This window comes from Sedimentibacter sp. (assembly GCF_032080165.1).
Lineage (GTDB): Bacteria > Bacillota > Clostridia > Tissierellales > Sedimentibacteraceae > Sedimentibacter.
Genome location: NZ_DAMASY010000002.1, coordinates 230,653 through 257,183, shown reverse-complemented (window position 1 = coordinate 257,183; position 26,531 = coordinate 230,653). Strand labels below are relative to the sequence as shown.

Annotated in this window: 18 protein-coding genes; 5 read left to right on the top strand and 13 right to left on the bottom strand. The window is 36.5% G+C overall.

Annotated elements, in window-relative coordinates; translation table 11 throughout:
• Positions 1 to 26 precede the first annotated feature (26 nt).
• On the bottom strand, positions 27 to 6,398 hold the full coding sequence (locus tag RT412_RS03800; protein WP_313346244.1) for a VWA domain-containing protein: 6,372 nt from the start codon (positions 6,396 to 6,398) through the stop codon (positions 27 to 29).
• Positions 6,399 to 6,577: 179 nt separating this feature from the next.
• Between RT412_RS03800 and RT412_RS03795 the strand changes: the two genes are divergently transcribed.
• The 3 genes from RT412_RS03795 (at position 6,578) to RT412_RS03785 (ending at position 9,766) form a co-directional block, all read left to right on the top strand.
• The gene (locus tag RT412_RS03795) at positions 6,578 to 7,804 is read left to right on the top strand and encodes a nucleotidyltransferase (protein WP_313346241.1); all 1,227 of its coding nucleotides are present in this window, start codon (positions 6,578 to 6,580) and stop codon (positions 7,802 to 7,804) included.
• Between the two features lie 28 nt (positions 7,805 to 7,832).
• Positions 7,833 to 8,786, top strand: a complete 954-nt coding sequence (locus RT412_RS03790; protein WP_313346238.1) for a hypothetical protein — start codon at positions 7,833 to 7,835, stop codon at positions 8,784 to 8,786.
• Between the two features lie 71 nt (positions 8,787 to 8,857).
• Positions 8,858 to 9,766, top strand: a complete 909-nt coding sequence (locus RT412_RS03785; protein WP_313346235.1) for a ribonuclease Z — start codon at positions 8,858 to 8,860, stop codon at positions 9,764 to 9,766.
• Positions 9,767 to 9,888: 122 nt separating this feature from the next.
• On the opposite strand, the gene RT412_RS03780 is transcribed toward RT412_RS03785, so the two are convergent.
• Genes RT412_RS03780 through RT412_RS03740 form a run of 9 tightly spaced genes read right to left on the bottom strand, consistent with a single transcriptional unit; the run spans position 9,889 to position 18,488 of the window.
• A complete protein-coding gene (locus RT412_RS03780; RefSeq protein ID WP_313346232.1) occupies positions 9,889 to 10,503 on the bottom strand; it encodes a V-type ATP synthase subunit D in 615 nt (204 codons plus the stop codon).
• A gap of 2 nt (positions 10,504 to 10,505) precedes the next feature.
• Positions 10,506 to 11,891, bottom strand: coding sequence for a V-type ATP synthase subunit B (locus RT412_RS03775; protein WP_313346229.1), 1,386 nt, complete (start codon positions 11,889 to 11,891; stop codon positions 10,506 to 10,508).
• 11 nt (positions 11,892 to 11,902) lie between these two features.
• Complete coding sequence (locus RT412_RS03770) at positions 11,903 to 13,672, bottom strand: V-type ATP synthase subunit A (RefSeq protein ID WP_313346226.1); 1,770 nt, start codon at positions 13,670 to 13,672, stop codon at positions 11,903 to 11,905.
• The gene (locus RT412_RS03765) at positions 13,665 to 14,300 is read right to left on the bottom strand and encodes a V-type ATP synthase subunit E (RefSeq protein WP_313346224.1); all 636 of its coding nucleotides are present in this window, start codon (positions 14,298 to 14,300) and stop codon (positions 13,665 to 13,667) included. The genes RT412_RS03770 and RT412_RS03765 overlap by 8 nt, the downstream gene beginning before the upstream one ends.
• Before the next feature lie 9 nt (positions 14,301 to 14,309).
• Positions 14,310 to 14,618, bottom strand: a complete 309-nt coding sequence (locus tag RT412_RS03760; protein ID WP_313346222.1) for a V-type ATP synthase subunit F — start codon at positions 14,616 to 14,618, stop codon at positions 14,310 to 14,312.
• Positions 14,619 to 14,641: 23 nt separating this feature from the next.
• Positions 14,642 to 15,088 carry an ATP synthase subunit C gene (locus RT412_RS03755; RefSeq protein ID WP_313346219.1) on the bottom strand — a complete coding sequence of 149 codons (447 nt, stop codon included), beginning with the start codon at positions 15,086 to 15,088 and terminating at the stop codon, positions 14,642 to 14,644.
• Positions 15,089 to 15,126: 38 nt separating this feature from the next.
• On the bottom strand, positions 15,127 to 17,112 hold the full coding sequence (locus tag RT412_RS03750) for a V-type ATPase 116kDa subunit family protein (protein WP_313346216.1): 1,986 nt from the start codon (positions 17,110 to 17,112) through the stop codon (positions 15,127 to 15,129).
• Between the two features lie 19 nt (positions 17,113 to 17,131).
• Positions 17,132 to 18,169: a V-type ATPase subunit gene (locus tag RT412_RS03745; RefSeq protein ID WP_313346214.1), complete on the bottom strand. Its 1,038-nt coding sequence runs from the start codon at positions 18,167 to 18,169 to the stop codon at positions 17,132 to 17,134.
• Between the two features lies 1 nt (position 18,170).
• Entirely contained in the window at positions 18,171 to 18,488 is a 318-nt protein-coding gene (locus RT412_RS03740; RefSeq protein WP_313346211.1) for a hypothetical protein, read from the bottom strand.
• A 354-nt stretch (positions 18,489 to 18,842) separates the two neighbouring features.
• Here RT412_RS03740 and nifJ point away from each other — a divergent pair, with 354 nt between their 5' ends.
• The gene (gene nifJ, locus RT412_RS03735; RefSeq protein ID WP_313413098.1) at positions 18,843 to 22,367 is read left to right on the top strand and encodes a pyruvate:ferredoxin (flavodoxin) oxidoreductase; all 3,525 of its coding nucleotides are present in this window, start codon (positions 18,843 to 18,845) and stop codon (positions 22,365 to 22,367) included.
• Between the two features lie 41 nt (positions 22,368 to 22,408).
• On the opposite strand, the gene RT412_RS03730 is transcribed toward nifJ, so the two are convergent.
• Positions 22,409 to 22,576, bottom strand: a complete 168-nt coding sequence (locus RT412_RS03730; RefSeq protein ID WP_313347165.1) for a DUF3787 domain-containing protein — start codon at positions 22,574 to 22,576, stop codon at positions 22,409 to 22,411.
• Positions 22,577 to 22,721: 145 nt separating this feature from the next.
• Between RT412_RS03730 and RT412_RS03725 the strand changes: the two genes are divergently transcribed.
• The gene (locus RT412_RS03725) at positions 22,722 to 23,102 is read left to right on the top strand and encodes a DUF2512 family protein (RefSeq protein ID WP_313347162.1); all 381 of its coding nucleotides are present in this window, start codon (positions 22,722 to 22,724) and stop codon (positions 23,100 to 23,102) included.
• A gap of 124 nt (positions 23,103 to 23,226) precedes the next feature.
• On the opposite strand, the gene RT412_RS03720 is transcribed toward RT412_RS03725, so the two are convergent.
• Together RT412_RS03720 and RT412_RS03715 are read right to left on the bottom strand one after the other, a co-directional pair.
• Positions 23,227 to 24,705, bottom strand: a complete 1,479-nt coding sequence (locus RT412_RS03720; protein ID WP_313347159.1) for a sodium-dependent transporter — start codon at positions 24,703 to 24,705, stop codon at positions 23,227 to 23,229.
• A gap of 393 nt (positions 24,706 to 25,098) precedes the next feature.
• Positions 25,099 to 26,457 carry a solute carrier family 23 protein gene (locus tag RT412_RS03715; RefSeq protein WP_313347032.1) on the bottom strand — a complete coding sequence of 453 codons (1,359 nt, stop codon included), beginning with the start codon at positions 26,455 to 26,457 and terminating at the stop codon, positions 25,099 to 25,101.
• Positions 26,458 to 26,531: the final 74 nt, after the last annotated feature.

Below are 26,531 nucleotides of genomic sequence, written 5' to 3'. Positions count from 1 at the left end.
ATATTGAGTTATCTTTATGATAAGCTCTACTTTTCCTTTTTAATCTGAACATGCTCGCTGGAGCCGCTGAAATGGTGGAAGTATGCATCTACCACCGTATTGTAGCCGTTGGAAAATCCACTGAAGCCATCCTTTACCTTATCATTCATATCAACACCGAAAAGTCGGAATTTCGGCAGCTGGTCAAATATTTGATCCATGGCCATGTTGGATGCCTTCGTGCGGAATTTGTCCAGACCCTCTCCACCACCGTCTGTGCCCGTACGCAGATCAGTAATTTCCTCGTCTGCTCCTAATGTAAACTCCTCTGCTGTTGCAAGCTTTTCTCCTAAGCTTTTTGCGGCATCCCAGTTGCCTGAAAATTCCGCAAGTGACTTGCCGACACTGAGTGCAAATGCCCTGCCCTGGGTTACGATTTTACTTATATCCTGAGTTTTAAGGTTCATAAAGGACACCGTCCATATGGATACGTTGAGTCCAAGCCATGTTCCCTTCAGGAATTCCAATGTACCCTCTTTTAAAAACGATGTGTTGATAAAATATTCCGCACCGTGGTAGCCGTTATCAAACACTGAAATCACCTCATAGGTGTCCGGGTTCAGCTCCAGCCAAGCATATCGTTCGATTCCCGATTTTTGCGTCGGCTTTGACTGTACAAACAGGTGCCTCTTGTTCTCCCTCACAGCCCTCAAAAGCGTCTGTGGATAGATATTCTCTTCCTCAAGTGCATCTGCCATAAAATCTCTGCCGCCGTTGATTACCGGTATGGCAAGAATTTCGGTATCCTCCGGCGCATTAAGCCAAACATCCATATATCCTGTTCCCAGACCGTCAGGAAGCAGCCATGACTCAAGACCGGACTGATAGAACCCGTTCACTAAAAAATATGCCTTTTGCAGCTCGCTGTCACCTGAGTGTACCTGATTGAAGGGCTGAAGCAAATTCACCCATGTCGTCAAGCCGCCTTTGCTGTCAAGCTCCGAGGATATGACTATGCATCGAGGTCTATTTAAACGTCCGAGCACCAAATCCGTGTCTTGAATAAATTCGGTGTCAAAGGTTGTCTGTCCGGCAATCAGGTTGTATAAAATGTTACGGTTATACCATTTTGCAACGGTAAACGGCTCCGGCCTCTGAGCTGCCTCGTGTGCCTTTGAAGATGCTTCCCGCAGTACTGATGCTGCTTTGGCAGGCAGATCAGGCAGGTTGATACATATGGTCATCAACAGATTTTCCGGCTTTTGCCCCTCTGAAAGCGTCACTGCATGGGTATATACTCCGCCCAAGACATTAAATTCAACCCTGAATTCATATATATTTTTGAAATCCTGAAGGGTATTCTGACCTGCGATAACCTCATCAGGTGTAGTAAGAATTGCACTGTAGCCGGTCTTACCGTCTCCCATAACGGGTGCAAAGCCAAGGTCAATTGGATCCAAGCTCAGCAGGTCCAACGGCATGCTCTTTTCCAGCATTAACAGCTCAGCGTATGAGGAGCCAACCTCCTCTCCACCCAAAGCGGCACCAATACCGACCGCTGCCGCTGCGGCAGTCCCATCCAGTCCGGGTTCATTAACAGCATAAACCCTTACGTTTGCCGTATCGCTGCCATAATTCAGCTCAGGTTTTTCTAATGAGGAACTGTACACAAGACCTGAAAGCTGAGACAAATCCATCATAAAGGGAACTACAAAAACCTTTTTTTCACCCTTTGCGTTTTCATAAGCTATACCTACCGGATAGCCCTCATATTTTACGTCAAATTTATAATACTCTGAAAGAATTTTAATTCCCATGTCCGTATAAGAATAAATTTTGTGCTGAGGCATGAACCCGATGTTTGAAAACATCTTCATAACCGTATCCGAAACGGATGCAATACCTCCGAAGCCCTGTGTTATCACGCTTTCCGCAGCATAATTTGACCTATATGCCTTAGGGATGCAGTTGATTTTACTAAGAACCTTCAGAACCTGCTCCTCGTTTGATGCAGCATTCATAACCTTAATTCCGTGAGTATTAATAGGGGGAATAACAAGATTATCGTATCCGTCGTTTTCCTCCAGACCAATCACGGGACTGTATTTATTTTCACCCAGTGCTGAGTATTTCTTTACGGCAGCGTCCACTGCTCCGTTTAGCATCTTGTTAAAATCGGTATTCTTCGGTACATCTGCCTTGTAGGCAATTATCTCGGTTGAGGAAAAATCACCTGCTGCAACCGGAACAAGTATATCTTTATTATACTTTGACTGCAATGTCCAATCCTCAATATTGCCGGGCGGGTTGTCAAATACAACCAAAGCTCGACGCTGCCTGCCCTCGAACACTGCAAACCTCTCTCCTATTCCGAATATGAGGCTTTGATTTGTTCTGGACGGGTCGATAATCTCATCGGCTGATTTCACCAAGCTGAAGAAATCAGGAGGAACAATCGTTCCCTCGTTGCCCGGCTTATCGATAAAGGTTACATCCAACAGCACCGTGCCCTGACTAAAGGCATACTTTTCACCCTGCTTGTCGGGTAGATTTAGCTGTGATGGTAATTGTGTAAGCTGGTTTATCCGTACCTTTACATATTCACCATCCACTTCCGTCACGGGGCTTGGTGCTCCCAAAGTCTTTCCTTCAGAAACAGGAAACACGGCACTTGTATCCTTCAAATCAAAAAACAGCTGCGATTTGTAGCTTTCCAACGCTTGTGGTATGTCGTAAGCCATGCGTACAATATTTGAGGATGCCGGTGCCAGCATCACCTCTTCACTGAAGCCAAAAGGCATGTGATTGGTAACGTCGCTTAGCTGTGAAAGCAGCTCTCCGCTTTCAGTGTCATATTTCAGATAAATACGCTCCTCCGGCTTAATGTTCAGCAGCGCCTGCACCTTGGTATCGAATTCCGCTTCTATTACACGGAATGCAGCAAAATCAGCTGCCTGAAGCTTGCTGATTTCGCTTTCGACGGTTGCAGCCGTCACATCCATGGTAAAAGCTTCCGTAATATTTTGCGGAGAGGACTGCGGCATATTTTCCATTTTCAGCAGTCTGTCGGGCATACTCCCGCATATCGGCATCTGGATGTGTCCGTACTTAGTATCGTAAAAATGCAGTGACTGCTGAGTATATCCGGTGTGGCTGTAAGGTATCATAAAGACAAGCATACCTTCTACGGTACCTCCGGGCGGAATTGTAACGGAAGGATCTCCGTGTACAGTAACAGGGTTTTCCAAAAGCCATGTGGCTTTGGATGCCGGATACATTCCCGTACCGTCGATGCTGATATAAAAGTGTTTGAAGATGCTGGGTATCGTATATGGAATTTTCTCATTGGTAATGTTCTTCATCTGTACCTCAAACGCAACAAATCTGTAGTTGCTTCTCCAGGCATCCAATCCAAGCAGCTTGTCAAAATATGATGCTTCTCTCACAGTGAGCTCCATAGCCTTGTTCTCCATAGACTTTCCTATTTCTGTCTTGGTGTACAGAATACTGTCCTTTCCGATTACCCCGACGCCGCTTACTCCCCGGCTGTTTTCTTCGCCGGCATTTACGGTATATAAATTTGCTTTTTTGCCTGTTTCAATTTTAACCACCTCGGGCTCGATCGGTGTACCTTTTTTTTGCGGTGGGGTAAATTCTGCTTCATCCTGAGCTTTATAAATAAGATTTTCACCCTGCTCCGACTTGTAGGATATCTCTGCCGTAATTGGTGTGGTTCGTGCTTCACCTGCCTGCCCTAACTTTTGCAGCAGGGAATTAAGCTTTGTCATGATGTCGCTTGTGGACTCGCTGACAACATATTCTCCATTAGTTGCCGAGGCTGCTTCGGAAAACACCTTCTCCTTTTCCGGTGTGGAAATTCCCATGCCTATCCACAGCACGAAAATTCCCTTATCCTTTATTTTTGATAATATTCTCTGATACTCTTCCTTACTTTCTTCCGGAACCTCAAGTCCGGAGTCAGTGTGAAATACGATAACCTTTTTACTGCTAAGTACCGTAATGATGTTTTCGTAGGCAGAGGTCAGCGCCTCTGTTATTGGCGTTCCCCTGTCGGCCTCCATCTCACCAATTGCCTTAAGGAGCGTTACCTTATCTATGGTTGAAATCTGGCTGGAATTGAGTTGGACCATTGTCGGACCACCGCCCTGAAAAGTCATGAGCTGTGTAACTGCATTTGCAGGCAGCTTACCGATGAAATCAGCCAGCATCTTCTTTGTTTTTTCCATGCGGTAATTACAGTCCACACCCTCGTCCGGACTCATGTTCATGGATCCTGAATTGTCTATAACCAAAGAGACAACAGGTGTTTGACTCACGTTATTTTCGGTAGGCCGTTCATATGTGATGACAAAGTTGTTGCCAAGCTTTGAACCTATTGCGGTAAATACATCATTTAGTGCCTCAGGATTTTTCGCAGGATAATACTGACCCTTAGAGGCAGCTGCGAACTCCGTCAGACACTGAATGTCGGGTGCACCGTCCACTGATGTGAGAGCTTGATCATCATTAAGCCGTTTACCGAATCCGATTGTGTATACCGGAATCTTAACCTCTGATATTTTCTGGACAACAGCATCCTTAGTATTGGAACTTCCCTGTCCTCGCCCGTCCTCCCGGGAATCTACCCCGTCGGTGAACACAACCACAGCCGGACGTGTCTTTCCCTGCACTGCATTGAGCCCTTCCATTGTGGCATCATATAGCTTTGTTGCACCTACAGGACGGATACCTGACAGTGCTTTTAATGCGTCTGTCTTTATTTCTCCCGCATGAGGAATAACGGAGGAGCTGAATTGTACAATTTTGACAAAGCTGTTATCAGGCAAAGCTTCAACGAATTTTTTTGCAGCTTCAACCGTTGCCGCCATATCATTTTCCATGGAGCCGGATGAGTCGATTACCAATGCAACGCTGCACGGTGCAATCTCCCTGCGTATATCTGTAATCTTCACCTGCTTGCCACCTTCGGTGATAACCGTATTCTCCTTGGTTGGAAATACATCCCTCTCCTTAGGATCGCTTACCGACAGGGCAAGCTCGGCAGTCTTGGTCAGGTCCTTTTTCTCCATAATCGTTATGCCGCCGGTCAACTCCCGGTCATCGGAGGTAGACATCAGCACCTCGTTAGCAGACCGCAGGCTATCCGGCAGCAGGACGGTGGTTTCCTCGCTCGCGGATATGGGTACCAGCTGGGTCCTGCTTCTGCCCAGCTCACCGGGCAGCATATTTACTACGGTGTAATAGCCGGGCGACATAGTAAAGTATATGTCGTCTCCGCTGCTGATACCGAAATTATTGCTGTGCGTGTTGACCTCCTCCCTCTCGAAGCGATAGCTGGTGCCTCCCAAATTATAGGTTATGCCGACATGCTGCTGCGGAACGACATACACCCGTCCGTAGGGCGCATTCTTGACCACGAGGGTACCGAGACCGCCGGTCTTATACCCCGGCAGATCGTATTCCGTTTCAGTCATACAAAATGTGAAATCAGACGGCAACGGCTCACTGCCATACTTTTGCAGCGTAAACTCCACCAGCCCCGGATCCTGCGGGAAATCATACATAGCATAATCCTTATATTGTGTGGCATCAAATCGCGCATAATAGCGTGACAACATTGTACTGTTGTCGATTTCATTGCTGTTTTCGGCTTTGACTTCCAGCATGCCGTCAGGCAAGCTCAGCTTAAGAAGAGAAAACTTCTTCCCCGGTATCTCCATAAGAAAACGAAATGCGCCGTTGCTGTCAAACTGATTCTGGGTTATTTTATACTCCTTGTTAATTTCAAATATTTTCTGTTTTAGAATGTAAAGATACACTCTCTCCCAATTTTCCGCACGCACCTGACACCACCAGATGGCATCCTGCTTTTTCAGCCTGAATGCAAAGGACTCATCGAAGGCTGAGGGCAGCACCTCCGCACCGATTTTAGATGCGTATTCACGCAAAAAAGGTAGAACATCACCCGTCTTGGCACTAAAGCTAAAGTCCCATTCCTCGCCTGACAGATATTTGGTGATTTCGGCAAAACCGTCCAGATAGGAAAGTTCTACTCCGCTTTCCGCACGGTAATATGTCCCTAAGTCGTAAAGCTCTTGCGCACCAAGAGGATTGATTTCAGGGATAGGTATATTCCATTCACCAACTTCTTCGGTCTGTGGTGTTTCCGGCTCAAGCCCGCGGGCTGTGAGACCGCTGGTATCATAGCTTTTAAGATATTCGGCTATAAAGCCTGCAAGAGGAGATTCATAATCCTCCTCCATTTCGTCGATGTAGTTTGTCTCTGTACTTCCCGGTACCGATTCGGCACCGTCACTGTATGTCTTTGTTTTTGAACAACCTGTAAAAACATTAATAATCATACATAAAATAAGAACAAAGCTGATAAATCTTTTCATAGATACCTCCATTCTGTACTGCTTTGTTTACAGCACAAACGTTTTCAACTATAGTATACTATCCGCCTTGTTCAAATGAAATCACCCCAAGGGTGATTTTAAGTATGATTTTATGTTTTCTTGATGTTTTGTCAATTTTGTGGTATATTATCCGTTATAACGAATTGTCAGGTGGTATTATGAAAATAACCGGAATTGTTTCTGAATACAACCCTTTTCATAAGGGACATGAATATCAATTGAAAGCGGCACGTGAAAAAACAGCTTGCGATGGTATCGTTGTTGTAATGAGCGGTAACTATGTACAGCGCGGAGAACCGGCCATAATAGACAAGTACAGGCGTGCTGAAGCTGCCGTTTACGGCGGTGCTGACCTGGTTATTGAGCTTCCTATGCCCTTTTCCTTTCAGAATGCGGAGATGTTTGCCAATGCTGCCGTTAAGGAATTAAAAAAAGTACCTGTCAATAGCCTGAGCTTTGGTTGTGAAAGTAAGGATATTGAGCTGTTGAAAAGCATTGCATCAATTCAATTAAATCCTAAATTCAGCATTGATATAAAAAAGGAAATGGATAAGGGGCTATCTTATCCAAGTGCTTTAACCAATGTTGTTGTTTCAGTATTAGGAATGAATTCATGTGATGTTATCAGCTCGCCCAACAACGTACTTGCTATAGAATATATTAAAAGCACCATCAGGCATAATTTAAGCTGTAATTTTGCACCTGTAAAAAGAATAGGTAAAGGTCACAATGACATTACAGTATCAGGTAAGTATGACAGCGCAACAGCAATAAGAAAAAGCATTTTATCCGGTTCATCAGAGCATGAGAATTCTCTCACGGAAAAAAGCAATGAAGCTATAAATTCATTTTATAACGAATTTAAAGGCTTCAATAACCTGAACAATTACCTTGATATAATTTATTATAAAATATTGGAGCTTGGAATTGATGGTTTAAACAATATTTACGAAATATCTGAAGGATTGAACAATAAAATATATGAAAATGTATTTAGGCATGATAATATAGACGATTTCATAATGTCGTTAAAATCCAAGCGATATACGTATTCAAAATTAAGGAGAATGATGTTAAATATATTATTGGATGTAAAAAAAGACGACATAAAATCGTTTATGTTAACTAATGTCGACAGTTATATAAAGATTTTAGCTTTTAATGATACCGGTAGGGAAATCATCAGATATGCCAAATCAAGCAGTACTGCTGTTATTAACCGCTTTTCCGATTATAATAAGCATAAAATAAACGCCGAAAAATCGCCTCTTTTTAAGCTTACAGATAAATCAACCAATATGTATTACCTTCCTTTTAAAAGCAGAACAGCAAATGAAGAATACAAAAAAAACGCAAGCTATTTAAACATAATAACCCCTCGTTAACAATAAAATGTGTTATGGGGGGTTGTTTATGTTCAGAAGAAATTTTATTCCTATCTTAATTTTATTATTGATTTGTTTTTTTATTTTAAAGCCTGCTACAGTGTCTGAGGGTGCTTTTAACGGGCTAAAAATTTGGATTAACAATATAATTCCATATCTGTTTCCTATGTCTGTATTGTCGAATATATTGCTTAAATATAATTTTATATACAGGGCTTTTGAAAGGTTTTCATTTATATCTGATAAAGTTCTAAAAAACAAATATGCCATGATCCCATATTTTATCAGTTTTGTATCAGGTTATCCTTCCGGCGCCATGACAATAAACACTATGCTCGAAAATAAAAGGATAAATGAAATGGAAGCAAATTATTTGATTTCTTTCACAAATAATTGCAGTTTTCAATTTATTGCGGGAGCCATATCTTTTTCTATGCTGAATGATTTTAATTTATTTAAATATATTGCTGCTCCCCATTTCATTGGAGCAATTATAATCAGCTTTTTTATTAAAAACAACACTCATTACAGTATTAAGAGAAATAACGTAAGACAGGCACAGATTACTTTTCATCAGGCTTTCAGTTTATCAATATATAAATCTGTAACAGGGATTTTGACGGTCGGCGGAGTGATAGTTATATTTTCTGTTTTCTCTAACTTCTTTAATGACGTCTTAACTTCATTATCTGATACAATCCACTTAAGCCCCTATATTAAAGATATTGTTTATTCTTTAATAGTCGGTTCATTGGAGCTTACTAACGGCTGCAGCATTATTTCATCATCTTCGTATGTACCTTTGGAATTAAAATTGATAATAATAAATTTCCTTGTAAGCTTTTCGGGTATGTCGGTAATTTTTCAGACATTTGCTGTTACCGACAAATTTGAATTAGATTTAAAAAATTACGTGGCATACAAATTTATCCTTGGTGTAATATCGGTTTTAATTTGTATTTTAATGTTTGTTTTTATTTAATTCTCTTTTTTTATTGATAATAGTGGAAATAATAGGTATAATGGTAAATAAACATAAAAACAGGTGATAAAATGATAAATGTAACACTTATAGGCACCGGAGGTATGATACCCCTTCCCGAACGATTTTTAGCTTCTTGCTTAATAGAATACCACGGCAGATCTATTCTCATAGATTGCGGCGAAGGAACCCAGATTTCATTGCATAAGGGCAAGCTAAGCATGAATAAAATCGACACCATACTGATTACTCATTGTCATGCTGACCATGTTTCAGGTCTTCCCGGGCTTTTATTAACAATAGGGAATCAAGGACGAACAGAGCCATTATATATTATCGCTCCAAGGGGCAGCACCAAATATATTAATTCACTGTTAATTGTATGCGGATTTCTCCCTTATGAGGTAAGAATCGCCGAGCTTCATGACACTAAGACACAGGTATTTGAACAAATTGGACTGAAGATAACCTCTATCCCCTTAAAGCATCACATCAACTGTTTAGGATACAGCTTAGAGCTTTCATTAAAACCTCATTTCCAACCGGACAAAGCAAAAAAATTAAATATACCGGTTAAGTTTTGGAAAAGCTTGCATAACGGAAACAGTGTAGAAATTGATGGCAATACTTATACTCCTGACATGGTTTTGGGTGAACCGAGAAATCCGATTAAAATTTCATATGTAACTGATACTCGACCGGTTAAGCATATCAAGGACATAGTTATGGAATCTGATTTATTCATATGTGAGGGAATGTACGGAGAAGATGAACAGCTTGATAATGCCAAGGAAAAAATGCATATGATATTTTCAGAGGCAGCAACGATTGCAAGGGAGGCAAATGTAAGTGAACTGTGGCTCACACATTTCAGCCCTTCCATGACTAAACCGGAGGAATTTATAAAGTATGCCAAGGATATATTTCCTAATGTTAAAACAGGAAAGGATCTGATGAGTACAACACTGAAAAGCAATTAAAAATGAACATTGAACAATGAACAGTTGAAAAAAGGAATTATGCGTGTGCATAATTCCTTTTTTTTCACTTACAGTATAAGCGACTGACACCAAATCAAAGATTTGGGTCATCTGCTTAATTACTATTTTTTACCCTTAAGGCGTTTTAATCTGAAAAAGTCTTCTCTTTCTTTTTCTTCCAAAACTTCCTGAATATATTTTACTTGTTCCTTATATTTGGGAATTTGAACGTATTTTAAAGCATTTGTTCTTTTTTTGGTTTTTTCTATTTCCTTTGCCAATTTAAATACTGAATTTTCTACTTCAGCTAATTCATATATTTTTTCTTTTACAACTTCAAATTTTTGTCTTGCCTCGTCAAGGGACGCATTTGAATTATAAAAACCATAGGCAGGGTTAAATCCATCGTCAGCTTTATACTTGATAGTTGGAATATCAATGCCCATAACACTTTTTAACAAAATTTCATAGGTATCTTCCTTAGGTATGCTGTAAGTCATATCCTCAACATTTTTAACTCCAAGGGTTACATTGGACTTTTGCAATATTCCGTAAGCTTCCTCAAGAACTACATAAATTTCATTATGCATTGTTCTTGCTCTATTTACCCACATCATCATTTCCTTAATAAGGACATTCCTTTTTTTGTCTAACAGCTCATATCCTTTAATAGAAAGAACTAAGGATGACTTAGCTTTTATTAAGTTTGATTTAGTAGGTGCAACTAATACAGCCATGACTATCTCTCCCTGTTATAATCATAATATTTCTCTATTAATTCTGTCTTCATACGGTCAAGCTCAGTAGCAGGTAAAATAGATAAAATATGCCATCCTAAATCTAAAGTTTCATTAATGCTTCTGTTCTCATTCTTGCCTTGAGCGATGAATTTACTTTCTAATTCACGACCAAAGTCCAGATATAATCTGTCTATATCACTTAAGTCATCTTCACCTATGATCTGAGATAAACTCCTTATATCCTGTACCTTTGAATAAGATGCATAAATCTGGCTTTGTAAGTCAGCATGATCCTCTCTTGTATACTCAGCACCTATACCGTCCTTCATTAAACGAGACAGAGATGGAAGTATATCTATAGGCGGATAAATACCTCTTTGATTTAGTTCTCTGTTTAAAACTACCTGTCCTTCTGTGATAAAACCTGTTAAGTCAGGTATAGGATGAGTTATATCATCGTTAGGCATTGTCAGTATAGGAATAAGTGTTATTGAACCTTCGCGGCTTTTTAACATACCTGCTCTTTCATAAATTGTTGAAAGGTCGGAATACAAGTAACCGGGATAACCCTTACGTGAAGGAACTTCTTCTCTTGCAGATGATATTTCACGGAGTGCTTCTGCGTAGCTTGTCATATCAGTTAAAACAACAACCACGTGCATATTGTGAGTAAATGCCAAATATTCTGCTGCTGTAAGAGCACATCTTGGAGCAGAGATTCTTTCGATTATAGGATCGTCCGCAGTATTGATATACATAACAACGTGATCCAAAACTCCTGCTGTTTCAAAGCTCTTTCTGAAATAGTCGGCATCGTCGTGTCTAACTCCCATTGCTCCGAACACAACCGCGAAGTTCTCACTTGTAGCTCCCTTAATCTTTGCCTGCTTTACTATTTGTGCAGCCAATTCGTTATGAGCCATACCGTTACCGGAGAATATCGGAAGCTTCTGACCTCTGATTAATGTCATCAGAGCATCAATAGCAGAAAAACCTGTTTGTATAAAGTTTTTAGGATATCTTCTTGCTACAGGATTTATTGGTCGACCGTTAATATTTTCTCTCTCTGTGGATATAACCTGATACACTCCGTCAATGGGTTCACCTACACCGTTAAATGTTCTTCCCAATATTTCCTTTGACAATGGAATTTGCAACGGTTTACCGGTAAATTTAACAGAAGCATTGTCAGTAGAAATACCGGCAGTACCTTCAAACACTTGCGCTATTACTTTATCGCCTTCAATTTTAATTATCTTTCCTGTTCGGATTTCAGCATTATCAACTTTGATGTTAATTGTTTCTCCATAGGAAGCATCTTCAATTCCGGAAAGAATTATTAAAGGACCTTCAATCTTTTCTAATTTTAAATATTCTTTTTTCATCTAAACACTCCCTATTCATACTTTTGTCTTAAGTCATTAAATGCTTTTATTATATTTTCATTTAAAACATCCAATAACTCTAATTTATCATTTGGAATGTCATATTTAATCTTCAATATATCTTGAATTATGGATTCCTTTCTGATTACAGAAATAGGAATACCTATTTTTACACACTGAAGAGCTTCTTCATAGAATGTATCTATACATTTAAGCATTTTGTATTGTTTTTCTAAGGTAACGTAAGAATCCTCTGAATGAAGAGCATTTTGCTGTAAAAATCCTTTTTTAATCATTCTTGCAGTTTCCAATACTAATGCCTGATCATTCGGAAGTACATCTTCACCGACAAGCTGTACAATTTCGTTAAGCTTTTCATCCTCCTGCAACAATACTATCATTTTATGTCTTAAGTTAAGCATATCGGGTGAAACATTTTGATCATACCAATCACTTAACATACTAACGTAACCTGAGTAGCTTGTAAGATAGTTTATAGCGGGATAATGTCTTGAATACGCAAGCTTTTTATCAAGTGCAAGGAATCCGGTTACGAATCTTTTTGTATTTTCGGTTACCGGTTCTGAGAAGTCGCCGCCCGGAGGGGATACCGCACCTATAATTGTAATTGATGCTTCCTGTCCGTTTATTGTTTTAACACAGCCGGCTCTTTCATAGAATTCTGCCAATCTTGACGGCAGATATGCAGGATATCCTTCTTCCGCAGGCATTTCTTCAAGTCGTCCTGAGATTTCTCTTAACGCCTCGGCCCATCTTGATGTGGAATCTGCCATTATGGCAACATCGTATCCCATATCTCTGTAGTATTCAGCCATTGTAATACCTGTATAGATACTTGCTTCACGTGCCGCAACCGGCATATTTGAAGTGTTGGCAATAAGTACAGTTCTTTCCATCAACGGTCTGTTTGTACGAGGATCTATCAGTTTAGGGAATTCTTCCAAAACGTCCGTCATTTCGTTTCCACGTTCTCCGCACCCGATATAAACAATTATATCCGCATCACTCCATTTTGCCAGTTGGTGCTGGGTAACAGTTTTTCCTGTTCCAAAACCGCCTGGAAGTCCGATTGTACCGCCCTTTGCTATGGGGTAAAAACTGTCTATAACTCTTTGACCGGTAATTAACGGCTTATAAATCGGCAATCTTTCTTTTATTGGTCTTTGCCTTCTTACAGGCCATTTTGTACATAAGGTTAAATCTACTGTTTCCTTATTATCTTTTTCTAAAACAACTATTGTATCGTTTAAAGTATATTCGCCGCTGCTTTTAACTTCTGTTACTGTTCCCTTAACATTATAAGGAACCATTATTTTATGAAGGATTCTATGAGTTTCCTGAACAGTTGCATATACATCGCCCGAATTTAATTTATCTCCGGCTTTTACTGTAACAATTACATCCCATTTTTTATTTTCATCAATAGATATCAAGCCGATTCCTTCAGGGATAAAATCTTTACTCATACCCTGAATTCTTTCTAACGGTCTTTGAATTCCGTCGAAAATATTTCCTATCATACCCGGTCCTAAGGTAACTGATAATGGAGTACCTGTAGAATAAATAATTTCTCCTGCTTTTAATCCTTCAGTTTCCTCATAAACCTGTACGGTAGCTATACTTCCTTCTATTGAAACAACTTCACCTATCAGCTTTTGTTTTCCTACCGTAACCATTTCATGAACCTTAAATGAGCCCATATTAAGACCTTTGACAACAGGTCCGTTTATTGAACTAACTATTCCTTCAATATTAGCCATTATAATCACCTGCCTCTAATGTCTCAAATATTGTCTGCATAATATATGTCTTGTTATCCTCAACGACCGCATCTATAGATGAATCTATTTTAATATTTTTTTCTTTTATTTCAGCTATTAAACCGCCTATTATATCCGGATTTGGCTTAAAACTTATATTGAAGTCAAATTCTTTATTTATTTCTGCTTTAACAAAATCACCGTATTTATCCATATCATTCTTAGAAAGATATATTAATAAATCGCAGTTTTTAAAGCTTTTAATCTCAGTAACAATTTTTGATATTATATTTGACAAATAAGATTTATACTCTTTAGATTGAACAAATTCAACCAATTTTTCATTGAACTTATCCATGAAAATTACATAATATTTTTCTTTTAATGCCATAATATCTTTTTTTATGATTACTTTTGATTTACTTAAGCCTTCTGCACGTCTTGTTTCAGCTTTTTGAATAGCTTTTTCTTCTATTTCCTTTGCTTCCTTGTCTACAACTGATTGCAATCTTTGGATTTTATATTTGTAATTGTCTTCTATATCTTTCAAATCTTCAGCTAAATGAATATCCATAGATTGATTAAGAAGCTTATAAAAAAGTTTGATTTTTTCTTCTATTGTAATCATAAATCACCTCTATATATGAATGCCAACTGAATCTCTTATATAATTTTTTATGGCATTATATTCTCTGACAGAGCCATGTCTATCAGGAATTTCTATGATTAAAGGAGTTTTAGATTTTAATTTATATTCATAATATTCTTCTTTAATCATGTCAACTATCTTTTCTGTAAGAATCAAGATTCCTATATCTTGATTCTTCACAGCATCCTTCATTTCCTTCAAAGCGTCTTCTCTGTTTTTAACAATAACGCCATCAATTCCAACTAATCGAAGTCCAACCCATGTATCTCTGTTATCACTTATTAAAAATGATTTCATATTTCATCTCTTTCCATTTAATATTAAACGAACAGAATTAAAATTGATATAATCATACCATAAATAGATATACCTTCTGCCATACCAACGAAAATTAATGTCTTACCAAGTAATGATGGGTCCTCTGAAATTGCTCCGATAGCTGATGAACCAACTGATCCAACTGCCATGCCTGTTGCTATTGTTGCTATACCTGTTGCCAAAGCTGCAGCCAAGTATTTTAACCCTTCACCTAAAGAGCTACCTGAAGCTGTTGCAGCTTCTGCTGCCGGAGCAGCTGTTTCTGCCAATACGTTTCCGCCGAAAATTGTTGCTATTACTACACCAGCCATAACTAACATAAAAGCTGATACTGTTGTTAAAATTGCTTTTTTTATGTTTCCCTTTTTACCGTTTTTCATTGCTCTATAGCCATAAACTATTGTTCCTATTGAAATAGCTGCTGCTAAAAATAAAGATATAATTTGCATAATTTGAATTCTCCTTTTGATTATTTAATAATTTTTATCTAATTTAATTTAATTGGTTTAAACGCTACGCCGCCGCCTTTAAAATACTTTCCAAACATTTCATAATAATGCAGACGTAGACTTTGAATCAATACAACTAATCCTTCAAGTGTAAGAATTAAGATATTCCCAATAATTAATATAACTATTTGTAAAAATATGTTAGGCATCATTCTTGATATAACTAAAAATGCCAAAAACAAACCCGCATGGTTCAAAGCAAAAGCTCCAACACGCACGAAGGATATAGAATTACTTAGAGTACCCAGTATAGTTTCTATTGCTTCGAATATGCTTTCAGTCAGATAAGCGCCTGCACCATGATGAAATAAAGGTCTTTCATTTAAAACTAAGTTAGTTATAGGTTCTTTCAGGATTAAAACTACTAAGCTTAATAAAAGAAATGTTACAGGAATGCTCATTGGTATATTTATTATATTAATTAAGGCAACAATAGTAAGTATGAAGCTGATGAAGAATACATAGCCCACTATGCCGTTTTTACCAAATATTCCTTCTTCTATATCGCCATTTTTTAATGAATTAATTATCCCGAAAACATAAGATGATGTTAATACAATAATACCAAATACAACACCTGCAACAAGAATCATTGGTATATTGCTCGGGCTTAAAGGTCCGCCTTCAATTAAACTTGGAAGCCATGGAAGCTCATGTTTTTCCAAGCCGAACAAACTTCCGTAAACACAGCCGAAAATCATTGAACTTACTCCTAATCTGAGTGCTAATCCCGCAGGTGCTTCCATTTTCTTTCGCAATAATAAACCTGCTAATACATAAATAAATCCTTGTCCTATGTCACCGAACATTATTCCGAAAGCTAAACAGAATGTTATTGCAACAAATGGAGTTGGATCAAGTTCATCGTATGCAGGCAATCCATACATATTTACTATCATCTCAAATGGTTTTGAGAACCAATTATTTTTTAATTTAGTAGGAGCTATTACATCATCTCCTAAATCCTCTCGCTTAGTAGCAGAAATTTTATATTTATCTGCTGCATCTGCAATTGCATTTTCTATCTCTTCTTTATCACTTTCTCTTACCCATACATCTACAGCAAATGAATTATTGCCAAAATCAGCTCTTTGTTCTAATTCTGCAATTTTATCTTCCAATTTGAACACGTTATAAATTTTTAAGAGCAACTTTGAGTTGTTATTTTTTTCATTCTCTATTGAATTTGTCAAACTGTCTATTTCATTTTTATACTCTTCAATTTTTGCATCAATCTGCTTAAGTATGTTTGAAGATGTTCCCGAATATTCATCAGGAATAATCAACCTATTCCAGTTAAGTGATTTAAGAAGATTATCTGTTTCCTCTTTAAACTGTTTTGGATATATAATCATATATAAATCATCGTTTGAATCCATTATATAACCAATTTTCAACACTATTGCGCTTAACTTTTCATAATTCTTCTTTAATCTTGATTTGTTCTCAGTTGCAAAAGAGCCGATTTCATATTCGAAATAATTTAAATTAGATATTTTGCTAAAATCAACATCTTTGTCTACAATACTGTTAACCTTACTTCTTAATTCAATAAGCTCATCAATCTTATCTTTTTTATTTTTGATTTCTCTCACTCTGCTGCCTATGGATAATTGAATAATAGCTAAATCTTTTTTTGCATCTTCAAAGCTGTAATTGTCTTCAAGCAACATTTTTTTGTCTACATATAATTTAATATTTAATCCTTCACTTAACTCCTCTACAGAACTTAAGCAATTGCTGCAGCTGTTATGAATGTTATCAGGATCTACAATATTGTAAATAGGAGAACCGATTATTTCTGATTCGTATTGATGAACAGCTAAAAAATTGTTATATGCATTGCTGTTTTCCACATTTAAATTTAAATGTGCATTTTCACAAAATATAAGTTCTTTCAAAATAGAATGCATGTTATCTAATGAACCGATTACTTTTAAAAGAACCATTTTTTCTATAGCCATCTAATGCCTCCTCCCTTTCTCATATCTTATAAGCCAAGTACCCTTTCAGCTTTTCTTTAGGAACTTGATATTGAACTCCTTCGGTAATAGATGTCAAATCGTTTATAACACTATCTAATAAATATATAAAGGATATAATTAACCCAATATTTTTATAGTTTTTATTCTTTATATAATTAAACATATAAGCGTCTACTACGACATTTATATCAATATCAGTATCCTGTAAATCCTTAAAAAGATCGTATTTGAAATAATCTTTTACTAATAATTTGAATTCGTCAAATGATTTTGAATAACAAAGATTTTTTATTTTATCATTGTCTAATATATTACCGCCTTCCAAGCTATAAAAATATATTTCTTGAGATGAAATGTTATAGTATTTTATAGCTCTGTAAATCCACTGAATATTTAGCAAGTCAATTCTAAGACCTATAATATCTTTTGCAGTTTTAGAATCATTCCTGTCTAACTTTTCAGCTCTTTCTAACAGAGATTTATATAAGACTAAATATAATTTCATTTCAAAGTGAAACTCTCTGTTTAAAACATCATTATTTGATATATTTTTTATTCCATTATAGAAAATTGAACCTTTTAATTTCTTGATTAATTGTTCAATATTCTTAGCGGTCAATATTTCTTCAAAGTTCAAACAAGTAAACATCTTAGAATGAATAAATCTTTCTTTTATACCTTCTGAAGATTCACCCCTTGATAGCTTTCTTAAAACTAAGCTTAAATCCTTTATATCTTCTTCAATGAGAAATGTTTTTAAAAATTCTTTATAATCTCCCGATAAGTAATGAAGCAGATTTTCTATTTCAAATTTTCTTAAGCTGCTTAAGGCTGTTTCTAAGTTTACTCTTTCACTTTCAGTATTATTGATATCTTTAAATACTTTTCCTATTTCAGGATTGTTTTTAAGTAACTCGGCAAGCTTTTCCACAGAGTCGCTTTCTATATATTTTTTCCAATCCTTATTATTTAATATATGACCTTTTTTTGTTGCAATTTTTGTTTCCAAAGCATAGTATGCCATGTTAGGGTTCATATTACCCCTCCAGTACAAATAACTTGTTAAATATTTTTTCAACCAAATCCTCTTCTGATTTCTTATATAACTTTTCTATTTCTTCAGAAATTTTAAGGATTTTTGATTCTTGAGTTAGCTCATTTTCATTAATTAATTTTTCTGTCTCTTCTGCTAATTGCTGAGCTTTATTCTTAGCATAGTCTAATTTTTTAATTCGATAATCTTGTATCGTTTTTTCATATTCTTGCTTTTTTTCCAACAATAATTGTTCATTTTTTGTCTTATTTTCAAAAGCTAAGGAATCAATTTCAATAATTTGATCAATTATCTCCTTCAAACAATCACTCCTTGTCTAATAATTTGCATATGGCAATATTATAACACCCTTTATATTTCAGTTCAAATAATGAATATACATAATTTTACATTATTACGCTCAATTTATAAAAAAAAACATTACCAAGGATAATTTACTCTAAAATCCTCCATATTCCTTTCATTATCACTAATTTTGATAAAAACTTACAAAAATATTTACAAAAACTTAATGTTTGTTAATATATTAATAAACATTGTTAACTATATATCGAATTTTTTTAATTAGCAATTAATAGTATATTTACTTTTATACAGGAAAAGATAACTTTAATTATAAGTCAAATAAATTTTAAGTTCGAGGCAAGGTGAAAATATGAGCAAATATGAATCAATGGATGGAAATAAAGCTGCAGCATATGCATCTTATGCATTAACTGAAGTGGCTTCCATCTTCCCTATTACGCCTTCTACCCCTATGGCGGAAGGTGTTGATGAATGGTCAGCCCATGGAATGAAAAATATTTTCAATCAAGAAGTAAAGGTAATAGAAATGCAATCCGAAGCTGGAGCCATAGGAACCATGAGAGGTGCATTGCAAGCCGGTGCATTGGCATCAACATATACAGCTTCTCAAGGTCTTTTGTTAATGATACCGAACTTATATAAAATGGCAGGTGAATTGCTTCCGGGAGTTTTACACGTAGCAGCAAGAGCTGTATCAACTCATGCCCTGTCAATTTACGGAGACCATCAAGACGTTATGGCATGTCGTCAAACCGGTGTTGCCTTATTTGCATCCGCTAATGTCCAAGAAGTTATGGATTTAGGGTTAATAGCTCATTTAGCAGCTATTAAATCGAGATTGCCTTTCATTCATTTTTTTGATGGTTTCAGAACATCTCATGAAATACAAAAAATTGAGAAAATTTCTTATGAAGATATAGTAAAAATAGTCGATTTTAAAGCCATAGAAGAGTTTAAAAATCGAGCTCTTAATCCCGAGCACCCGGTTACAAGAGGATCAGCACAAAATCCGGATATATATTTTCAACAAAGAGAAGCACAAAATCCATATTTCTTAGCTGTACCTGATATAGTTCAATCATATATGGATAAGCTAAACGAGATTACGGGAAGAAAATATAAATTGTTTGATTATTATGGTGCTAAGGATGCGGAATATGTTATAGTTGCAATGGGTTCAGTAACAGATACCATAAGTGAAACGATTGATTATTTAAACTCTAAAGGCGAAAAATGCGGATTGGTTAAAGTGCATCTGTACAGACCTTTCTCTGAGGAACACTTATTGCAGGCAATTCCAAGCACTACAAAGAAAATTGCAGTGTTGGACAGAACAAAGGAACCCGGTTCAACCGGAGAACCATTATACTTAGATATCGTAAAATGTTATAAAAATTATGATAATCCACCTGTAATAGTTGGAGGAAGGTATGGATTATCTTCAAAAGATACACGATCATCTCAGATAATCTCTGTTTTTGAGAATTTAAAAAACAGTGAGCCAAGGGATAATTTTACTATAGGTATAGTTGATGATATTACTAATTTATCGCTCCCTGAAGGTAAAATAATAGAAACCTCCCCTGAGGGAACTATCAGATGCCGTATTTGGGGTCTTGGTTCTGATGGTACTGTTGGAGCAAATAAAACTGCAATTAAAATCATTGGGGACAGAACAAATTTATATGTACAGGGATATTTCTCTTATGACAGTAAAAAATCAGGCGGAACAACCACTTCACACTTAAGATTCGGAAAGCAGCCAATACGTTCCCCGTATTTAGTGTTTAACGCTGATTATATTGCTTGTCACAACAAATCCTTCCTTTATCATTATGATATATTAAAAGGACTCAGAAAAGATGGAACCTTTGTACTAAACTGCCCTTGGGATATTAAAGAACTTGATGAAAAGCTTCCGGCTTCTATTAAGCAATTTATAGCTAAAAATAATATAAGCTTTTATATAATAGATGCTTTAAAAATTGCTTCTGATGTTGGATTAGGAAACAGAATAAACATGGTAATGCAGACAGCGTTCTTTAAGCTTGCAAAAGTACTGCCGGTTGATGAGGCATTGGGTTATCTTAAAGATGATATAGAAGAAATGTACGGCAGAAAAGGCACAAACATTGTTAAAATGAATCAAGATGCCGTAGATAAGTCAATAAATGAATTAGTAAAGGTAGATGTACCTAAAGATTGGGCTGATGCACAAGAAGAAAACTTACCCTTTAAAAATGAACCTGATTTTATTAAAAATATACAAAGGGTTATGGCAAGAGATGAAGGAGATGAACTTCCAACAAGTGCTTTTAAAGGTATGGAAGACGGAACTTTCCCAAACGGAACTACAACCTATGAAAAACGAGGTATAGCACCTATGGTTCCGGAATGGCAGATAGATAAATGTATACAGTGCGGAAGATGTTCGTATATATGTCCTCATGCAACTATAAGGCCATTCTTGCTTGATGATAGTGAAGAAAAAAGAAAGCCGGATACATTTAAAACTGCTAAGGCTATAGGAAAAGGTTTAGAAAATTATCAATGGAGAATTCAGGTTTCGCCAATGGATTGTACAGGATGTGCTAACTGCGCCGACATATGTCCTGTAAAAGAAAAAGCTTTAATTATGAAGCCGGCAGAACATGAAATGGAAATGGAATCAGAAAACTGGGAATTCGCTACAACAGTTAAACTCAAAGAGGGCTTAATGGATAAATACACCATTAAGGGAAGTCAATTCTTAAGACCACTGTTTGAATTTAACGGTGCGTGCCCCGGTTGCGGTGAAACACCATATATTAAATTGATTACACAGTTGTTTGGAGACAGAATGATGATTTCCAATGCAACAGGATGTTCATCAATTTATGGTGCTTCAGCCCCATCTATGCCTTACACCGTAAACACTGAAGGAAAAGGGCCTGCATGGATTAACCCATTGTTCGAAGATGCCGCAGAATTTGGTCTAGGTTTGCAAATGGGCGTTAAACAAAACAGAGAAAAATTATCTGTTTTAATGAAAGATGCAATTAAAGCTAATATAGATGATAATTTAAAAAATGCATTTTCTTTATGGATTGATAATATAAATGATTGCGATGGTTCAATTAAAGCAACTAACATGATTTTAAATATTCTGAAAGATGCTACTTATTCTGACAGCCAAATAATTTCAGATATATTAAAGCTTAAGGATTATTTAATCAAAAAATCAGTTTGGGCATTCGGTGGCGACGGATGGGCTTATGATATAGGCTATGGAGGTTTAGATCACGCATTGGCAATGGGGGAAGATATTAATTTACTTGTAATGGATACGGAGGTTTATTCAAACACAGGAGGTCAATGTTCGAAATCTACTCCTGCAGCAGCAGTAGCTAAGTTTGCAGCAGGCGGAAAGAAAATAAGAAAGAAAGATTTAGGGCTGATAGCTATGACATATGGTTATATATATGTTGCTCAAATAGCTATGGGAGCTGATATGAATCAAACAATAAAAGCAATAAAGGAAGCTGAAAGCTATAACGGTCCATCATTAATAATTGCATACTCTCCTTGTATTAACCACGGTATAAAATCAGGTATGGGAACAAGCATGATGGAAGAAAAGAGAGCAGTTGAATCAGGATATTGGCATTTGTACAGATTTGATCCATTGCTTAAAGAACAAGGTAAGAATCCGTTTACACTTGATTCCAAGGAACCAAAAGGTGATTACAAAGAATTTATAAACGGCGAAATTCGTTTCTCTCAGCTTAAGAATGTTTTTCCTGAAATTGCAGAGGAAATGTTTAATGTATCAGCAGAACATGCAGCAGAAAGATACAGAAGATATAAAGCTCTATCAGCGCATGAAGTATTTTAAAAAAGAAAGCTCTCCTCATTGAGCTTTCTTTTTTAGCGTCTTTACTTTTGGTTTTCGTTCACATAATCTCTGGCATTTTCCACTTGCTGTTCGTCAGGAATATTTACTTTTGACACGGCTTTTAATTGAGATTGATTTGCCCATGCTGCTGTAATGTGACTTTCAATAGGTTGTGCCATATGTTTTTCTTTATATTTATTTTTAGCCATTGTATTCTCCTTTGGTTCATATTTCTTTAATTATTATTTTATTTTATTAATATATTATCCAAAATTTTTCATTAGATAATAAAAACGTATATTATTTTAAATATCGCTAAAAATAACAATAATCATAAAATTTAAGGAGAAAAATATGAGAACAACACTTGTTTTATTAGCTAAATTTTTAATAACATTAGTTGCATCATGGGTGTCTTTTATCATAATTGATGTTAATTCTTTTGAAATGGTATTAATAGTTGCTATAGCAGGAACTGTTCTTAACTATGCATTAGGAGATTTAGTTATATTGCCATCCATGGGTAATGTTATTGCATCAGTTGGAGATGGTATTTTAGCAGCAGCAACAGCTTATTTATTAGATATATTTTCATACAATTTTGTAACGAGTGCAACAGGATTAATTATTTTCGCAGCTATAATCGGAATATGCGAATATTTCTTTCATATTTACTTAATAAAGGATGATAATATCCAGCCAAATGAATTTCACAGAGAACCTCCGTTAGAATAAGAAATTGAACAGCTAACCCCATTTGAACTGCGCTGTCGCTTGTACAAATGGGGTTAGAACATGTAAAAAACTCCATGAGATTGTCGCTCATGGAGCTTTTATTGATTTGTATTTATTTTATTAGTTAGAAAATTCCAAGTCCAAAGAAGTCATCTAACTGACCAAACAATACGAAAGTAATCACTATAGGTACGATATATTTGAAGCAAATTTCCCAGAACCTGAAAGATTTCATTTTAAGTCCGCCAACTTCAATTTCTTCTTTAATTACATCAGTCTTAAGAACCCAACCGATCATAACAGACATTAATATAGCACCCAATGGCATAAATACACCTTCAGCAATCATATCATAGAAGTCTAACCAGCAGTCAAATGCCATTCTTACTTCACTCATACCAAACATAGTCGCCGGAATATCAATCATTGCTCCACCGGCTCTACCTGCACCAAGTCCATCCAAGCATACAGGAATACCTACTAAAAAGATAATTGCTCCAACTATCATAGTATGTTTTTTACGGTTTCCAGAAGTACCCTTTTGAACATCTTTGTCAACAAAGTAAGCTGTACATACTTCAAGTAGAGAGATAGCAGAAGTTACAGCAGCTATAAATACCAAGAAGTAGAATAAGAACCCGAATAAATCTCCTATTAATCCACCCATTCCTGCACTAAATACCTGATGAAGTGTAACAAACAATAACCCAGGTCCGGCTCCGAATGAAATTCCTTCAACACCTTGAGACATGAATGCACCAACAGCCGGCATAACTGCAAGACCGGCACACAAAGCGAATATTGAATCTGCAATAGGAATAATTACCGCGTTTTTCTCAAGGTTCTCACTCTTGCTTAGGTAAGATCCGTAAGTAATCATACAGCCCATACCAAGAGATAATGAGAAGAACATTTGTCCTGCCGCAGTCTTTAAAACTTTCATGAATCCTATTTCAGAAAAGGCTGCAAAGTTAGGAGCAAACATAAATGACACACCTGTCATAGCACCTTCTAATGTTACGCTTCTGATAATTACTATAAGCAACATTCCAAATAATACTGGCATTGCAATCTTAGTGAACCTTTCAATTCCGCTTGAAATTCCACCCATAACTATCGCAACTGTAATTCCCATGAAAAGTAAGTGATATATAATTTGTGATGCACCGTTTGTAGTAAATGCTCCGAAAAATGCGCCGCTTCCCAATCCTCCAAAGCCTGCACCCGCACTAAATATCTCCATTAAAAATCCAATTGCATAACGGAGCGTATATCCGCCTAATACACTATAAAATGCTAAAATTAGAAATCCTGAAAGAAAACCTAACCAACCTACCCAAGCAAATTTTTTGCTTAATAGTTTATAAGTACCGATAACACCATAACCTGTCTTTCTACCTAATGCTAACTCACCTAACATTATGGCAATACCTGCGAACGCTACCAACCCAATATACACGATTAAGAAAGCAAATCCTCCGCTTGCCCCCATCTTATACGGGAATCCCCAAATATTACCAAGTCCTACCGCAGAACCTATAGCAGCCATCAAAAAGCCAAAATTACTGCCCCATTGACCTCTGCTGTTTTTTTCATTTTCCATTATTACACCTACCCTTCGTTTTAATAAATATTATTCCAATTAATTATTTTCAGTGATACTATATTAAATTAATAAAAACGCTGACCCTCCTTATTAAAATATATGAAAACGTAATCACCGATAAATTATTATAATACAAAATTTTGCTTTTGTAAACAAAAAGATTTTGTACTATAATTAATTAATTTTTTAACAATATTGTTGAAATTCCAACTGCTCACTTAAAAAAAGCCAACATTGCAAATAAAATTTATTAATAATTAATATTAATAAAACTGCATTTTATGATAATTAAAAAAGGATTTTAAAGAAAAAACTTAAAATCCTTTAAGTTGCTGAAAACGCCCGCCTGCTTCGTTGCCGTTCAGCCGGTCAATCCTCACGTAAGATAGGTTATTTATTATTACCTATTGACAACATCAAATTCAATGCAATTCCTACAACTGCCGCAGTAGCGATTGCAGGTATTTCTGCTCCGAACATCGGTATCATGCCGCCAGAGAAACCAAAGCTTCCACCAAGACCTACTATAAGTATGATAGCTATAACCGCTAAGTTCTTTGAGTTAAACATATCTACTTCTTTATCCATCATGATTGTAATACCTTGAGCTGCTATTACACCGAACAAATAAATTGACAGACCGCCTATTACACAAGTCGGTATTGAGTAAATAATATTGATTAAAGGTGTAAAGCATGAAATTACCATTGTTAAAATTGCTGCTAACATTAAAACATGAATAGAGAAGTTTTTAGAGATTGCCATAGCACTGATATTTTCGCCGTAATTTGTTCCTGCAGGTCCGCCTATAAAGCCGGAAATAATATCACCTATACCGTCTCCGATTAAATTTAACCCAAGTTTATTTTCTATATCATATTCTTTATTTGAACCCTTTTTTCTTGCCAAGTCATTTACATAAATATGTAATTGATATACATGAGCCGTTGATTCCGGTATTGTTGCAATAGCTATAGGCATTATTGCTATAATTGCTGTCATAGACGGCTTAGGTAATGTGAAAATAGGAAGATTTAAAATTCCTGATGATTGAACAGTATTAAAGTTTATAAACTCAATTCCCGTTACTCCTCCTATTACTGCCGCCGCTATATAACCTGTCACTAAACCAAACAATATTGGCAGCTGGCTTAACTTTCCTTTTAAGTAAACAGAATATAATATAGTGGATAACATTGTAATAATTGCTATAATCCATGCCATGCTTCCTGCTGTTTGAAGCTGTGATTCTGCCAGTCCTGCAGGCACGGCAGCTGCATTAGTCATTGCATTTGCCGCAAGAGAAAGTCCTATAATTATTGCTATACTTCCCGTTACTGTTGCAGGAAGAACCTTGTCTATTTTATCCTTACCTGAACGTTTAATAATATAGCCAGCTATAATTGAAACAAAACCCGACATGATAATACCAAATTGAGCAATTGATATTTTATCATTTAAAGAATATCCTGCAAAGGCTTCTGCACTCATGATTGAAGCAATTGCAGCTATATAAGAAAAGCTTGAACCGTAATAAAGAGGAATTTGTCTTCCTGTTACTAATATGAACCCTAATGTTGCAAGACCACTTGCAAATATTGTAGTTGATACATGAAAACCGGTGATTAGCGCAACTAACACTGTTGCCGGAAACATAACTACAATTTGTTGTAATGCAAAGAAAATCAGTCCAATAATAGGTGGACGTTCGTCCGGCAAATAACCGAACACTTCATTTTTTGTTGACATAAATACCTCCATTGATTAACCTAGCCGCGGGCGTTAAGCAGACAGCCCAAATCTTCAATTTGGTGCTGATCACT

Excerpts from the sequence above, each read along its gene's own strand:
- RT412_RS03800 (WP_313346244.1), bottom strand. The coding sequence starts at position 6,398 with ATGAAAAGATTTATCAGCTTTGTTCTTATTTTATGTATGATTATTAAT.
- RT412_RS03795 (WP_313346241.1), top strand. The coding sequence starts at position 6,578 with ATGAAAATAACCGGAATTGTTTCTGAATACAACCCTTTTCATAAGGGA.
- RT412_RS03790 (WP_313346238.1), top strand. The coding sequence starts at position 7,833 with ATGTTCAGAAGAAATTTTATTCCTATCTTAATTTTATTATTGATTTGT.
- RT412_RS03785 (WP_313346235.1), top strand. The coding sequence starts at position 8,858 with ATGATAAATGTAACACTTATAGGCACCGGAGGTATGATACCCCTTCCC.
- RT412_RS03780 (WP_313346232.1), bottom strand. The coding sequence starts at position 10,503 with ATGGCTGTATTAGTTGCACCTACTAAATCAAACTTAATAAAAGCTAAG.
- RT412_RS03775 (WP_313346229.1), bottom strand. The coding sequence starts at position 11,891 with ATGAAAAAAGAATATTTAAAATTAGAAAAGATTGAAGGTCCTTTAATA.
- RT412_RS03770 (WP_313346226.1), bottom strand. The coding sequence starts at position 13,672 with ATGGCTAATATTGAAGGAATAGTTAGTTCAATAAACGGACCTGTTGTC.
- RT412_RS03765 (WP_313346224.1), bottom strand. The coding sequence starts at position 14,300 with ATGATTACAATAGAAGAAAAAATCAAACTTTTTTATAAGCTTCTTAAT.
- RT412_RS03760 (WP_313346222.1), bottom strand. The coding sequence starts at position 14,618 with ATGAAATCATTTTTAATAAGTGATAACAGAGATACATGGGTTGGACTT.
- RT412_RS03755 (WP_313346219.1), bottom strand. The coding sequence starts at position 15,088 with ATGCAAATTATATCTTTATTTTTAGCAGCAGCTATTTCAATAGGAACA.
- RT412_RS03750 (WP_313346216.1), bottom strand. The coding sequence starts at position 17,112 with ATGGCTATAGAAAAAATGGTTCTTTTAAAAGTAATCGGTTCATTAGAT.
- RT412_RS03745 (WP_313346214.1), bottom strand. The coding sequence starts at position 18,169 with ATGAACCCTAACATGGCATACTATGCTTTGGAAACAAAAATTGCAACA.
- nifJ (WP_313413098.1), top strand. The coding sequence starts at position 18,843 with ATGAGCAAATATGAATCAATGGATGGAAATAAAGCTGCAGCATATGCA.
- RT412_RS03730 (WP_313347165.1), bottom strand. The coding sequence starts at position 22,576 with ATGGCTAAAAATAAATATAAAGAAAAACATATGGCACAACCTATTGAA.
- RT412_RS03725 (WP_313347162.1), top strand. The coding sequence starts at position 22,722 with ATGAGAACAACACTTGTTTTATTAGCTAAATTTTTAATAACATTAGTT.
- RT412_RS03720 (WP_313347159.1), bottom strand. The coding sequence starts at position 24,705 with ATGGAAAATGAAAAAAACAGCAGAGGTCAATGGGGCAGTAATTTTGGC.
- RT412_RS03715 (WP_313347032.1), bottom strand. The coding sequence starts at position 26,457 with ATGTCAACAAAAAATGAAGTGTTCGGTTATTTGCCGGACGAACGTCCA.